This window comes from Streptococcus sp. C300 (genome assembly GCF_000187645.1).
GTDB classification, from domain to species: domain Bacteria; phylum Bacillota; class Bacilli; order Lactobacillales; family Streptococcaceae; genus Streptococcus; species Streptococcus oralis_CQ.
This window is the reverse complement of record NZ_GL732469.1, coordinates 159,427-173,362: the sequence shown is the minus strand read 5'-3', so window position 1 is coordinate 173,362 and position 13,936 is coordinate 159,427. Positions and strand designations below refer to the sequence as shown.

Here is a 13,936-nt window from a genome sequence, read left to right as displayed (position 1 = left end):
TTTCTAGCCTGATGAGCTTGCGTACTTCTTTTTTTATTATTGCTTTCAGTTGTTTGTCTTTACTTCTTCAGCCTGTTTAGCATTAGTCGCTTTTTAATCTCATCTTGCTTTTGAGCATTCTCTGTAGCAGTTGTGGCTGTTCCTTTGTCTTTTGTTTCATCTTGAACTACCTTAACTCCTGCAGATTTTGCATCAGCAACTGCTTTATCCAAATCAGCTGATGATACTTCTACTGGCAAAGCTGAGTCTTTAGAACCAGCCTTAGCTTGGCTTTCTTTGGCAACTTGACTCATTTCACCCTGAGCTTCAGGTAGATTTGTGGCTGGGTTCCCTGTAGTAGCTACCTCAACCGTACTTGTACTAGTTGTCTCTGTAACTTCATCAGCAAATACTGCTTTGTCTGCCAAAGCAATCAAAGCTGTTCCTAAAACAGCGCCACACAACGTTTTCGCAACTTTACTTTTACGAAATCCATAGACTTCTTTTTTATTTTTCATTATAAGTCATTTCCTTATCTAAATTTAGTCATTACTCCTTATACTAGCACTTTACAAGGCAAGATGCAATTATTTACTCTTTTTTTTTATTTATAGAAAAATTCCACCTATTTATAAATTAAATTAAAAAGAAGATGGTCACACCATCTTCTTTTAGTTAACTATTTATTTTTCAGTCAAAGCTGCCAATCCTGGAAGAACTTTACCTTCAAGGAGTTCCATTGATGCTCCACCACCAGTAGAGATCCATGAGAACTTGTCTGCACGGCCAAGGTTGATGGCTGCAGCAGCTGAGTCACCACCACCGATGATTGATTTCACACCTGGTTGTTTCACGATAGCGTCCATGACACCGATTGTACCAGCTTGGAAGTCAGGGTTTTCAAATACACCCATAGGTCCGTTCCATACAACTGTTTTCGCACCAGTCAAAGCTTCATCAAATTTAGCGATAGATTTTGGACCGATATCCAAACCAAGGAAACCTGGGTCTACTGCTTCACCTTCAGTGTCTTTCACTTCAGTGTAGTCAGCAAATGCGTTTGCTTCTTTTGAGTCAACTGGCAAGATCAATTTACCGTTTGCTTTTTCAAGAAGAGCTTTCGCAACATCCAATTTATCTTCTTCTACAAGTGAGTTACCGATTTCGATACCTTGAGCTTTGTAGAATGTATAAGTCATCCCACCACCGATAAGAACTTTATCAGCTTTTTCAAGCAAGTTTTCGATAACACCGATCTTGTCTGAAACTTTTGAACCACCAAGGATAGCCACGAATGGACGTTCTGGAGCTTCAACTGCTTCTTGGATGTAGGCAATTTCATTTTCAAGAAGGAATCCAGCAACAGCTTTTTCAACGTTTGCTGAGATACCGACGTTAGATGCGTGTGCGCGGTGAGCTGTACCGAATGCATCGTTTACGAAGATACCATCTCCAAGAGATGCCCAGTATTTACCAAGTTCAGGATCGTTTTTAGATTCTTTCTTGCCGTCAACATCTTCGAAACGAGTGTTTTCAACCAAGAGAACTTGTCCATCTTCAAGAGCGTTAACAGCGGCTTCCAATTCAGCACCACGTGTAACACCTGGGATAAATTTAACTTCTTGTCCCAATTTAGCAGCCAAGTCAGCAGCTACAGGAGCAAGTGATTTACCTTCTTTGTCTGCTTCTTCTTTTACACGTCCAAGGTGAGAGAAGAGGATTGCACGTCCACCTTGTTCAAGGATGTACTTGATAGTTGGAAGAGCTGCAGTGATACGGTTGTCATTGGTAATCACGCCATCTTTAACAGGTACGTTGAAGTCAACACGAACGAGAACTTTTTTCCCTTTCAAGTCAACGTCTTTAACAGTCAATTTTGCCATTAGATATGACTCCTTCTTTTTTTATACGTGTTAATTATATCACAAAATCCGCAAAAGAGATAGAAAAACCCTAAACTTTTCTTGTTCATTCTTCTATCTACTAACCTAAAAATCTAGGATTACCGTACGGGAAATGGCAATTTTCACATAATTCGGTTGGAATAATTTAGGTAAATTTCTTGATTGATCTACCTAATTACTTCTATACCATTCTTTTTCTAACATTTTAATCCTTAATATTCTAAACTCTACAGTCCTTCTTTTTGAATTGCTAGGTTTCTTATTATACAATATAACTAAAATAGTTTCTTTAGTTTGTGCTATTTGAGATTAAAAGAAGGGGAATTGCTACCATGAAATTAGAAAGACTAATCTATATTTTACTGTCTCTTTCAAATAAGAAGAGAATAACAGCTAAAGAGATTGCAGAGAGATTTGAAATATCTACTCGAACTGTATATAGGGACATGGATACACTCAGTTTAGCGGGGATCCCAATCTATTCGGAACGTGGAGATAAGGGAGGTTTCTATATACCGAGCGACTATAAGATAGACAGAAACTTTTTCACTGAGGAGGAGAGACAGTTTATCATTAATATGAGCCAAAATGTTAGTAAAATCGTTGGTCATTCAAGTCTTGACAGTATCGAACACAAGCTGTCTTCTCAAGAAATTACAAGAGCAAACAGTCCTTTTTACTTTGATCTCAGTTCCTGGACTCTTAATACAAATTATTTACTAGACATTGAGGAAGCGATACAATCTAAACAGATGATTTCTTTTTCTTACTATTCGAAAAAACAAGAGAAAAGTCAGCGAACAATTATCCCATACAGATTGATCTATAAACTGAATGCTTGGTATGTTATCGGTTACTGCTTAGAAAAATTAGATTTTCGTATTTTTAAATTAACTCGAATTCGAGAACTAGAACCAGTGGAGATAAAAGATAAATCATTCGATTATCCACGTTTATCTCAAGAAATGTTAGAGCTTTTTTTAAATCCCCCAAAACATAAAGTGGAGGGGCAAAGAGAAGAAATCGAACTAGTTTTTACAAGATTTGCACTTCCAAAAATCTACGATTACTTCACGGAAGAAGAAATCAGAGTCGAGGACGAAATAATAAAAGTTCAGGCATTTAGAGCTTTAACTCCTTCATTTTTTGATTTACTATTAAGTTTTGGTTATCAAGTAAAGGTCGTATCCCCAAGTCACTTACAAAATCTACTGGTCAGTACTCTCAAAAAAAATCTTCAGCAATATGACAACCTGTAGTCATATTTCCTTTTGTATACTCTTAAGTGGGCAAAATATTTCGTGATATTCATCATAGCCCAATTATTTTACAGGAGGTTCCAAATGGATACAAAAACACTTGCAGAAAGCTATTTTACGGCAGTAAATGAGGGAGGCTGGGAAGATTTCGTAGCTGAAAACTTTGATTATGGCATGTGCGATAGTATAGAAATTCGACAAGGACGTGATGTTTATTTGCAAGGCGCAGGCCAATTCTATGCTTTAAGCCAGCATCTTGAAGTGAAGCAATTACTTGTTGATGGTCGAGCAGTCTCAGCTTTAAATCGATACCGTCTACATTCTCCTCAAGGAAAAGAACTTGAACTGGATGTCGCAGAATTTCTGAAATTCGATGAATTTGATAAATTAGTTGCATCCAATATTTATTTCGACACCTATCGTTTCCAAAAATTTATCCAAGGAATTGAATAACAAAAATCTAGCTTCAAATTTACTCTTCAATTTCAAAACTAAAAACAAGGTCTAACTAATCTACAGTCAAACCTTGTTTTTTTATTTTTATGAGAAAATCCAAGATTCGTAAATCTGATTAGTCTTCTCTCCTCTTTTTAGAGAGCAAGCCGTAGCCACTCATTACTCCGAGAAGTCCCAGCGCTACTAGACTAGCATCTCTTGTCGCTCCCGTATTTGGCAGCTCTTTACTTACTTCTTCAACTTTTGCTGGTGTTGCTGAAAGAGCTTGATCCCTTGTTTGTGAGACTTGATCCTCTTTCGTTCCTACTTCAACAATTTCTGGAAGAGCTTCCTTGAGAACCTCAGTAGAATGAAGGGTGCGTTTGCCCTGAGCATCAACTTCTACAAAGCGACGAACTTGGCCTTCAACTCCTGCTTGAACTAGCTGGCGTTGTCCTTTGAGAAGGGCTGCATTTGGTCGTTCCTGACGTTCGAAGGAAACTGTCCCCTCTTCAATTTCCAGTTTCGGAGTTTCTAGAACTAAATCTTTCACACCTTCAGCTGGTTGGTTGCTTGATAGAACTTTTGTTCCAACTTCGGTGATTTCTGGGATTGCTTCCTTGACTACCTCAGTCGAACGAAGAGTGCGTTTGCCTTGGCTATCTACTTCTACAAAGCGACGGACTTGACCTTCAACTCCAGCTTGCACAATACGGCGTTGTCCTTTGAGAAGTTCGGAGTTTGGTCGCTCCTGACGTTCAAAGGCTGTTGTTTCAGTTTCAATAACTAGTTCAGGGAGGGCCTCAACCGTTGGAGCCACTTCATTTGGATCCATACTTCCAATATGGTGACTTTCTTCTGCAGGAGCTAGTTTCTTATTTAGCTTTTCTTTCATTTCCGCAAACGCTTGAGGAGTTGGCATCTCTGAAGCTAATAAAGTTTCTGCTTGTTCAATCAACTCAGCTTGGGAATCTTTTTCACGGACAGATTCGAGCAAGCCTTCCAATTCTTCTCTAGCAGTCTGATAACGTTGATTTCCATCCAGGTCTGTCCCTGCTTGTTTCAACTCATTCAAAGCTCTGTTGACCTCTTCTTGACTGGCATCATGGTTTTCTGCAACAGCTTTCGCTGCATTGAGCTTCTCTACTAGTGCTGCTTGTTTGTCCTCGCTTGAGAAGGTGTAGGCAAGAGTTGACTGACGGCCTTGGGCAGCAGTGATTTCTTGTTTGAGGTACTCATCGTTGACAGCTGCTTTTGGAGAAACCAAGACATCAAACTCGGCGGTGTGTCCCTTGTAATGCAAGGTCAAGGTTTGTCGTCCAGTCTTCTGAGCATCGTAGCCTGTAATTTCAACACCTTGATCTGTGAAGGCATGACTTTCTTCTGTCTCATCATCATAGAGAACGCCGAAGCGACCTTCTGCAAGATCCAGTTGCTCTCCTACTAGATAGTCTGTTTTCGGTTTCTGAGTAATGTACAAGCCTGCTACTTCTTTCGGCTTCCCTTCATCTTGACCAGTCACTTGTACCTTCAAGGCACCAGTAACTGGAAGTCCAAGGTAGCTGACTGTGAGCTTTTGTTCCCCTTTTTGATGAGCGTTGTAGCCAGATACTGTCACACCTGAGTGAGTAAGGTTGATCAGCTCATCGGCTTGTCCCCCTTCGTATTGAACACGGAGAGTCCCACCTCTAAGGTCAAGTTTTTCTCCCTCTTTGTAAACTATCTTCTTAGGTCCTTTTTCAAGGCTAACTGCAGCAATTTTTCTCTCATCCTGCGGAATTGCTACTGCCAAGGTGTTACTGATTTCTTTGCCAGGTAGTTGGGTACGATAGTAGAGGAGAGTTGGTTGCTTGTCAAAGCCCAATGGTGCTGTTGCCAAGTCGCCTCCAGTTTCAGACTTCAAGGTTGCAATTGGTGTTTGTGAATCAGCCTTGTCGTAAACGGTGATGGTTGCACCCGCTGGAACATCAGAGAAACCTAGTTGAACTTGATGGTTTCCAAGTGAACGGGCAGCTACCTTAGTCATTGGAATATTTTGACTTTCTGTATCTAGTGTTTCGTACATCTTCCAGTTGTAGATACGAATGGCTTTCCAAGGTGTTCCGTTATCTGAAGTGATAACTTTTAGGCGCCAGTCTTGAGCTGTGATTGGTTTGTCAAGAGTGATATCCGTAACGTGCGCTCTATTGCCACGGACTTCCTTAGCTAACTTCCATTCACCATCTGCATCTTTATAATAAAGGTCAAAATCTTTGGTGTTCATCAAACCGTCGTTTACGGATTCTCCACCAGCTCCCGCATGATCCATGACCCATCTAACAACACGGCGTGGCTTGGTCAAGCGAATATCCACACTACCGCTCAACTGAGCTGAAGACCACTTATCTGACAAGCTAGTAATGGTACCGTTCAACATACCTTCAATGCCTTCTCCACCTTCAGTATTTGGGAAAGTGCTACCAATAACCGTTGCCCCTGGAACAATATTTTCAGCCAAAGGTCTTGGGAGAGTGGTATCTTGAACAGTCATCCCCCAGTTAAAGGATGCCGTCGCCGCTTCAGAACGAAGGCCATTTTTACCAACTGCAACGACTTTCAGTTCCTGAGTCCTACCAATCGCATTAGCAGAACGGCTAACTTTTGGCAAGTAGATGGTTGAAGCAGATGAACCTGTCAACAAACGCCAGTTATCCCCGTCTTTTTCGTAGACTTCATAGAAATCCGCATCTTGGTTACCCGAAAATTGAACCACTGCTTCAGCTTCTTGGGCATTCTTAAGAGATTGTTTCACCACTGAGAGTCCAGTCGGCGCTTGTGGTGATTGGTGATTGTCCGAAATTGTTAATTGTCCTAGGTTGAACTGATAATCTTTTACAGCCCCTTCATGTTCGAAGAAGAGTTTGACTGCATAGATGGTTTTTCCAGCTAGTGAGCTGAGGTCAAATTCTTCATTCTTCCAGTCATCAGAGAGAGTCAGTTCTTTCCATGCAGCTGCATCCTCAAATTTGTAGTCTGGTGTTGTAGAGAAAGCCATATAAACTTTAGAGCCTTTTCCTCCCTTGTGGGCAACACGAAGTTTGGTTTTCTCAGTTACTTCTAGTTTGGTAGAATACAAATTCACATCCTGGTCCGTCTTACCAGCTACATCACCTGAGAATTTAAGGGAGTTACCTCCATTATAGGCATCTGTAAAGTCATATTCTGCACGAAGTTTTTCCCCCGTTGAAGTCTGCCACCAGCGCCATGTTGGCAAGACACCAGAAACAGAACGGTAGTTCCACTCAGAATCCTTAGAAACTTTACCGTCTACAAACCACTTTCTACCATGACCTGTATTAAAGGAGGTCGTGAAGGTTCGGCCAACTGCTGGTGTGCGGTCAGCAACTAAATTGGCAATTCCATACCACTCTTTATCTGCTGGTTTTTGAGCCGTTGGATCTCCTTGGTAGCCTGTAAAGAAGATGTCTTCGTTCTTATGGTAGTCTTCGCCTGTTTTTCCTAGACTGGTAATCGTATCTGGTGCAAAAAGTCCAAGTGACAAACGCAACTTGCCTTTTTCATCTAAGAGGGCATCCCATTTGACTTTGGTCTTATAAGAGCCACCTTGTTGCAATTCCAAGCCTGCAAAGACATCATATTGGCTACGTTCTAGCCATTTGGCCATCTCTACGGAGTGGTCATTCTTTTCCTTATTCCAGTTGAAGTTGGCAAAGAATTGGTCCGCAGGGACCTTGTCTCCTTCTTTTTGCATAAACTGGTAGTTGTAATCACCTAGACCATCTTCGTGGTAACGACCATATTTGTAGGTCATGGCATCGTACCAAGCATACTTGATTGGGTGGTTGACCTTAGCTGCATATTCCTTTGTATAGAGCATGAATTGGCGCATTTTTTCACCAAGAGGTGCTACCAAATCGCCCGTTGTTTCCTGGTTAATGAAATAGCCATCAAATCCGTAGTACTTAGCAAGATCGACGAGTTTTCGTGCGATAGGGAAGGTGCCATCTGCATCTTGTTTCAAAGCAGCGGCAAATTTCTCTTGGTCGGCAATGCTGTTTGACCAGTTGAAAAAGAGTGTTCCATAAACGGGAACTCCGTTGCGGTGGCCTGCATCAATGACATCTGGAGTTGGAACTAGGCCTTCCCAGAAGACCATTGAATCCAAGTATTGCCAGTAGTCAAAAGCGTAGGCCTTGAATTCTTCTCCACCAACAGAAGCGTGGTCTTTGGCCTTTGAGTTGGTATTTGCCAGCGCCTGGACCTTGGCTCTTCTGCTTGCTTTTTCATTGACCAACTGCCCTCTGTGGCGCTTGGCGAGTTCAACTGAGGAACGGTTAATAGGATCATCCTCACGCGCACCCGGTTCCCATTTTAACAAATCTTCCCAAGTATCAAATTTGATTTCTTTTGGTCGGAGACTCTTTTCTTCATTTTTAGGAACGTCTGCTAGAGTCGGTTTGTCGGCTTTCTTCTCAGCCACTTGAGGAGCTTCCTCTGGTTTGACTTCTCCTTTTTCAGTTGGTTGAGCATGTTTTTCAGCTTTATCTGCCGGAGCGGGTTTTGCCTCTTCTTTTTCATTGACCAAATCAGCTATTGCTGGAGTGTTTTCTGAAATTGGTTGCTCAGCTACTTTGTTTTCAGTTTCCTCTAATTGTTTTTCAAGGGCTACAGTATCTGGATTAGCTGTTTCACTAGCGCTTGTAGCTTGGGCGCTCGTATTTGCAGCTGTTTCAGGGACTGCGACTTGTTCGGCAAGAGCTGGACTCACAAATAGAGCTGAACCAATCATCAAGGAACAGGCCCCGATTGACAGCTTACGAATACTGTAACGGCAACGTTTTTCAAAAAATAGATCTTTCATCTTATCCTCCTAATAAAAAATAAAGTAAGCGCTTTACTTTTTGATAAAAAGTAACTGTTCTCAGTGCACACCACCAGAACAGGATCATCTTCATTTTATCCTATATGAAAGCGATGTCAATCTATTTAACATAAAAACTATAACTAGGATAAAAATCAGTAAAATTTGGACACAATCCTATAAATCATCTATCTCAAAGGAAATCTATCTCTCATTTTAAAAGAAAGTTCTTGTTTCTTATGAAAATTTCAGCTAAACACTTGTGAGATTTACTTTTATCCTTTAAAATAGAATAGGAGAAATTCCGTTATTATTTTTCGGAGGAAAAAGAAATGTCCATTAATTGGCAGGAAATTTTATTTCACTTTTTAGGAGGTCTAGGACTGTTTTTGTACAGTATTAAGACCATGGGAGACGGTTTGCAACAAGCTGCTGGAGATCGCCTTCGTTTTTACATTGACAAGTACACTAGCAATCCCTTTTTAGGTGTTCTAGTCGGGATTGTCGTGACTGCCCTGATTCAGTCAAGTACAGGGGTTACAGTTATCACGGTTGGGCTGGTCAGTGCTAGTCTTCTCACTCTTAGACAGGCTATCGGAATTATCATGGGAGCCAATATTGGAACCACCGTTACTTCCTTTATCATCGGTTTCAAGCTTGGTGAGTATGCTTTACCCTTGATTTTCCTTGGGACTATGTTCCTCTTCTTTACAAAAAACAGAACAGCAAACAATATCGGGCGCATCCTATTTGGTGTCGGGGGAATCTTCTACGCCCTTAACCTCATCAGTGCCGGTATGAGCCCACTTAAAGATTTACCACAATTCAAGGAGTATATGGTCACTTTGGGACAAAACCCCATTTTAGGAGTGGTGGCCGGTGCAGTGATTACCGTCCTCATTCAGGCCTCTTCGGCTACAATCGGGATTTTGCAAGGCCTCTATGCAGGTGGCTTCCTCGACCTTAAAGGTTCACTACCAGTTCTCTTCGGGGATAATATCGGGACAACCCTAACAGTTATCATTGCGGCAGCTGGAGCCAATGTCTCTGCAAAGCGCGTTGCGGCAACCCACGTTACCTTTAACGTTTTAGGAACTATTCTTTGCTTAATCCTATTAGGCCCCTTTACTGCTATGATCGAGTACTTCCAGGCACTCCTTCACCTCTCACCTGAGATGACCATCGCCTTCTCTCACGGTGCCTTTAACGTAAGTAACACCATTGTACAATTTCCGTTCATCGGAGCCTTGGCCTACTTTGTAACCAAGCTCATCCCTGGTGAAGACGAGGTTGTCAAGTACGAGCCCCTCTATCTCGACGAGCAACTTATCCAGCAATCTCCTTCTATCGCTCTAGGAAATGCCAAAAAAGAACTCTTGCACTTGGGGAACTATGCAGCCAAAGCTTTTGACCTTTCTTATACCTATATCATCGGTTTGGATGAAAAGGTAGCTGAAAAAGGGCACAAGACAGAGGAAGCCATCAACACCATCGATGAAAAACTCACTCGTTACCTCATCAGACTCTCAAGCGAATCCTTGAGTCAAAAGGAAAGCGAAGTCTTGACTAACATCCTGGATTCATCTCGTGATTTGGAACGGATTGGGGACCACGCAGAAGGCTTGCTCAACCTAACAGACTACCTTCAACGTAAGAATGTTCAATTTTCTGATGCTGCTTTAGAGGAATTAGCGGATATCTATCAAAAAACTACTGACTTTATCAAGGATGCCCTTGATAGTGTGGAAAACAATGATATTGAAAAAGCTCAGAGTCTGATTGAACGCCATAAAGAAATCAACAATATGGAACGTGTTCTCAGAAAGACCCATATCAAACGCCTTAACAAGGGTGAGTGTTCTACACAAGCTGGAGTCAACTTTATCGACATCATTTCCCACTATACTCGTGTGTCTGACCATGCTATGAACCTAGCTGAAAAGGTTATCGCTGAACAAATCTAATAAACAAAAAGCTATCCTGAATGGGATGGCTTTTTTCGTCTCCTCATCAAGAATTTCTTTTCTGACATATAAAAAAATGCTTTGATTCACAATGGAATCAAAGCATTTTAAAGAGTTCTCCAAACATGATAGCAGAAACTGCAGTGCCTCTATACTTGACTTCTTCTCTTTTGATAAAGCGCGCCAAGTTGATCAATTCAGGTGCTGGGTGTTTGGGATTGATGAGCAATTCACGATTGACAAGTCCTGAGAGACGGACTGCTAGTAATTGCTCATTTGTAGTGGGTAGTTTTTTAGCAGTCTCTAGGAGAGCAGCAACTAAATCTTCACTCAAACCCTGACGAGCATGGTTGTAGAGATCTCTTATAAGGCTTTCTAGGTTTGGTTCTGCCATCCCGACCACCTCCCTTATGCTTAATAATGTTTAATCAAATCAACCGTTGAACGATCCAATTTTTTCACCAAGGCTTGCAAGAAAGCTTGGGCTTCTAGAAAGTCATCCATAGCGTAGAGAGTTTGGTGAGAGTGGATATAACGAGCGCAGACACCGATGGTTGTTGATGGGACACCACCATTTTTCAGATGAGCTGCTCCAGCGTCCGTTCCACCTTTTCCACAGTAGTATTGGTACTTGATACCTGCTTCTTCAGCTGTTGTCAAAAGGAAATCCTTCATACCTGGGAGAAGCAAATGACCAGGATCATAGAAACGAATCAAGGTTCCATCCCCAATCTTGCCTTGGCCACCATAAACATCACCAGCAGGTGAACAGTCAACTGCGAGGAAGACTTCTGGGTCAAACTTGGTTGTGGAAGTATGAGCACCACGGAGACCAACTTCTTCTTGGACGTTCGAGCCAAGATAGAGTTCGTTTCCGAGTTTTTGACCTGACAAAGCTTCTGCAAGCTCGCTCACCATGAGGACACCGTAGCGGTTGTCCCAAGCTTTTGAGATGATATTTTTTTCATTGGCTGTTAAGATCGCTGAGCTATCTGGCACGATGGTATCACCAGGACGAATGCCAAAACTTTCTGCCTCAGCCTTGTCCGCAAAACCACCATCAAAAATGATATCAGAGATAGCTGGCATGGTTGGTCCACCTGTTCCACGAGTCAAATGTGGAGGGACAGAACCTGAGATCACAGGAATTTCACGACCGTAACGAGTAAAGAGTTTAAAGCGTTGGCTGCTGACCACCATAGGATTCCAGCCACCGATTTCAACGACACGGAAGGTACCATCTGGCTTAATCTCGCTGACCATAAAACCAACTTCGTCCATGTGAGAAGCGACCAAGACGCGTGGTGCATCAGTAGCTTCTGAATGCTTGATACCGAAAATACCACCCAAGCCATCTGTCACTACTTCATCCACATGCGGTGTCAACTTTTCACGAAGATAGCTACGGACAGGCGCTTCATGACCTGAGATCGCAGGGATTTCTGTTACTTCTTTGATTTTTGAAAATAATGTTGTCATATCAGTTCCTTCTTTCTGTCCTCCATTTTACCACTTTTTATAGGAGAAGGATAGTGGAAAGGTGGATTGGTTTTTACTCAGTTTTCCAATAAAAGAGAGGGGCAGATATTATTTCAGGAATTTTTCTTTCTTTTTACATTAAATTGTCAGAAAATTTATTGACAGATTAAAAAAATCGTGTTACATTATCTCCAAGGGTATTTTTATACCAAATCTACATGAAAGGACGGGGCATGAAACTCTCTCATATTTTAACAGGCTTACTTCTACTCCTGGTCTTTCTCTCCATTAGTATTGGAACCAGTGATTTTTCTTGGGAAAAATTCTTTGCTTTTGACCAACAGACTTGGCTTCTCTTTCAAGAGTCGCGTCTTCCAAGAACCATCAGCATTCTCCTTGCAGCCTCCAGTATGAGCATGGCAGGACTCCTCATGCAGACCATCACTCAAAATCAATTTGCTGCTCCGAGTACAGTCGGAACGACAGAAGCCGCCAAACTGGGAATGGTGTTGAGTCTCTTTGTCTTTCCGTCTGCGAGTCTGACCCAAAAGATGCTCTTTGCTTTTGGCTCATCCATTTTATTTACCCTCTTCTTCCTGGCCTTTATGACTATTTTTTCTATAAAGGAAAGGTGGATGTTGCCCTTGATCGGGATCATCTATAGTGGGATTACCGGTTCTATCACAGAAGTTATCGCCTATCGTTTCAATCTGGTTCAGAGTATGACGGCCTGGACCCAGGGCTCCTTCTCCATGATTCAGACCCATCAGTATGAGTGGCTCTTCTTAGGCCTCATTATCCTGATAGCCGTTTGGAAATTATCCCAAACCTTCACCATCATGAATCTGGGCAAGGAAACCAGTGAGAGTTTGGGGATTTCTTACTCCCTACTTGAAAAGCTGGCCCTTTTTCTAGTGGCACTAACGACAAGTGTCACCATGATTACCGTGGGTGCCTTGCCATTTCTCGGGGTCATCGTTCCCAATCTTGTCCGCAAGCGCTATGGAGATAATCTGAGCCAAACCAAACTCATGGTCGCTCTGGTCGGAGCCAATCTGGTTCTTGCCTGTGACATCCTCTCTCGAGTCTTGATTCGGCCCTATGAGCTGTCTGTCAGTCTCCTACTAGGAATCATCGGTAGCCTCGTCTTTATCCTACTTCTCTGGAGAGGGGGACAAAAGGATGCAGTTTAAAAGCAAACATACCAAGCTCTTCTGCCTTCTCATTATTCTGGCCATCGGAGCTTGTCTCCTCTACTTTTGGCCCATCACTAACCTGTCTGCCTTTGCCTGGAAGCTACGTTCCCAAAAAATCATCGTTTATCTCTTGGTAGCCATCGCGACAGGGATTTCGACCATTAGTTTTCAAACCCTGACGGAAAATCGCTTTCTGACGCCAAGTATTTTGGGAATCGAATCCTTCTATGTCCTGCTACAGACCCTGCTACTGATATTTGAAAGCAAATTTCTACAGCTTGGAAAGTCTCCTGTCTTAGAATTTCTAATCTTGCTTCTGCTTCAATCCCTCTTTTTTCTCGCCTTACAAGGCTACTTGAAGACGCTGATGAAGCAAAATCTGGTCTTCATCCTGCTAATCTGTCTAGCACTCGGAAGTCTCTTTCGAAATATCAGTACCTTCCTCCAAGTCCTGATGGATCCAAATGAATACGATAAACTGCAGAACAGTCTCTTTGCCTCCTTTCAGCATCTCAACACTTCCATCCTAGCCATCAGTTCTCTGATCATCCTTGCCTTGACAATCTTTTTCTTTCGAAAAGCAGTCGTTCTGGATGTCTTGCACCTGCAAAGAGAAACGGCTCAGATACTGGGACTCGATGTTGAAAAAGAACAGAGAGAGCTACTCTGGGGCATCGTGCTTTTGACCTCAACAGCTACTGCCTTGGTAGGGCCTATGGCCTTCTTCGGCTTTATGCTGGCCAATCTCACTTACCTGATTGTCAAAGATTATCGGCACAAGTTGCTCTTTATCGTAGCCATTCTGATTGGATTTATTAGTTTGACCTTGGGGCAAGCCCTTATCGAACGAGTCTTTGCG

The 13,936-nt window shown here is 42.3% G+C and carries 9 protein-coding genes and 1 pseudogene; 5 read left to right on the top strand and 5 right to left on the bottom strand.

What is annotated here, in order from left to right:
• Together HMPREF0849_RS08560 and HMPREF0849_RS08555 are read right to left on the bottom strand one after the other, a co-directional pair.
• Positions 1 to 497, bottom strand: a pseudogene (locus HMPREF0849_RS08560) (putative cross-wall-targeting lipoprotein signal domain-containing proteiin); the annotation flags it as partial.
• A gap of 165 nt (positions 498 to 662) precedes the next feature.
• Complete coding sequence (locus HMPREF0849_RS08555; RefSeq protein WP_001096770.1) at positions 663 to 1,862, bottom strand: phosphoglycerate kinase; 1,200 nt, start codon at positions 1,860 to 1,862, stop codon at positions 663 to 665.
• A gap of 353 nt (positions 1,863 to 2,215) precedes the next feature.
• Here HMPREF0849_RS08555 and HMPREF0849_RS08550 point away from each other — a divergent pair, with 353 nt between their 5' ends.
• Together HMPREF0849_RS08550 and HMPREF0849_RS08545 are read left to right on the top strand one after the other, a co-directional pair.
• Positions 2,216 to 3,142 carry a helix-turn-helix transcriptional regulator gene (locus tag HMPREF0849_RS08550; protein ID WP_000764449.1) on the top strand — a complete coding sequence of 309 codons (927 nt, stop codon included), beginning with the start codon at positions 2,216 to 2,218 and terminating at the stop codon, positions 3,140 to 3,142.
• A gap of 84 nt (positions 3,143 to 3,226) precedes the next feature.
• Entirely contained in the window at positions 3,227 to 3,595 is a 369-nt protein-coding gene (locus HMPREF0849_RS08545; RefSeq protein WP_002879744.1) for a hypothetical protein, read from the top strand.
• A 118-nt stretch (positions 3,596 to 3,713) separates the two neighbouring features.
• Here the strand turns inward: HMPREF0849_RS08545 and HMPREF0849_RS08540 are convergent, their stop codons facing one another.
• Positions 3,714 to 8,438: an endo-beta-N-acetylglucosaminidase gene (locus tag HMPREF0849_RS08540; RefSeq protein WP_000653743.1), complete on the bottom strand. Its 4,725-nt coding sequence runs from the start codon at positions 8,436 to 8,438 to the stop codon at positions 3,714 to 3,716.
• 332 nt (positions 8,439 to 8,770) lie between these two features.
• Between HMPREF0849_RS08540 and HMPREF0849_RS08535 the strand changes: the two genes are divergently transcribed.
• Positions 8,771 to 10,402: a Na/Pi cotransporter family protein gene (locus HMPREF0849_RS08535; RefSeq protein WP_000026661.1), complete on the top strand. Its 1,632-nt coding sequence runs from the start codon at positions 8,771 to 8,773 to the stop codon at positions 10,400 to 10,402.
• Between the two features lie 97 nt (positions 10,403 to 10,499).
• On the opposite strand, the gene HMPREF0849_RS08530 is transcribed toward HMPREF0849_RS08535, so the two are convergent.
• Complete coding sequence (locus tag HMPREF0849_RS08530; RefSeq protein ID WP_000840144.1) at positions 10,500 to 10,796, bottom strand: bacteriocin immunity protein; 297 nt, start codon at positions 10,794 to 10,796, stop codon at positions 10,500 to 10,502.
• Between the two features lie 20 nt (positions 10,797 to 10,816).
• Complete coding sequence (gene pepA / locus HMPREF0849_RS08525) at positions 10,817 to 11,881, bottom strand: glutamyl aminopeptidase (protein WP_000209158.1); 1,065 nt, start codon at positions 11,879 to 11,881, stop codon at positions 10,817 to 10,819.
• A gap of 233 nt (positions 11,882 to 12,114) precedes the next feature.
• Here pepA and HMPREF0849_RS08520 point away from each other — a divergent pair, with 233 nt between their 5' ends.
• Together HMPREF0849_RS08520 and HMPREF0849_RS08515 are read left to right on the top strand one after the other, a co-directional pair.
• Complete coding sequence (locus HMPREF0849_RS08520) at positions 12,115 to 13,074, top strand: ABC transporter permease (RefSeq protein ID WP_000777211.1); 960 nt, start codon at positions 12,115 to 12,117, stop codon at positions 13,072 to 13,074.
• On the top strand, positions 13,064 to 13,936 hold an 873-nt coding region (locus HMPREF0849_RS08515; protein WP_001159842.1), incomplete at its 3' end, for an iron chelate uptake ABC transporter family permease subunit. The genes HMPREF0849_RS08520 and HMPREF0849_RS08515, both read left to right, overlap by 11 nt.

Coding starts and splice junctions, on each gene's coding strand:
- HMPREF0849_RS08540 (WP_000653743.1), bottom strand. CDS start 8,438: ATGAAAGATCTATTTTTTGAAAAACGTTGCCGTTACAGTATTCGTAAG.
- HMPREF0849_RS08550 (WP_000764449.1), top strand. CDS start 2,216: ATGAAATTAGAAAGACTAATCTATATTTTACTGTCTCTTTCAAATAAG.
- HMPREF0849_RS08530 (WP_000840144.1), bottom strand. CDS start 10,796: ATGGCAGAACCAAACCTAGAAAGCCTTATAAGAGATCTCTACAACCAT.
- HMPREF0849_RS08535 (WP_000026661.1), top strand. CDS start 8,771: ATGTCCATTAATTGGCAGGAAATTTTATTTCACTTTTTAGGAGGTCTA.
- HMPREF0849_RS08555 (WP_001096770.1), bottom strand. CDS start 1,862: ATGGCAAAATTGACTGTTAAAGACGTTGACTTGAAAGGGAAAAAAGTT.
- pepA (WP_000209158.1), bottom strand. CDS start 11,881: ATGACAACATTATTTTCAAAAATCAAAGAAGTAACAGAAATCCCTGCG.
- HMPREF0849_RS08545 (WP_002879744.1), top strand. CDS start 3,227: ATGGATACAAAAACACTTGCAGAAAGCTATTTTACGGCAGTAAATGAG.
- HMPREF0849_RS08520 (WP_000777211.1), top strand. CDS start 12,115: ATGAAACTCTCTCATATTTTAACAGGCTTACTTCTACTCCTGGTCTTT.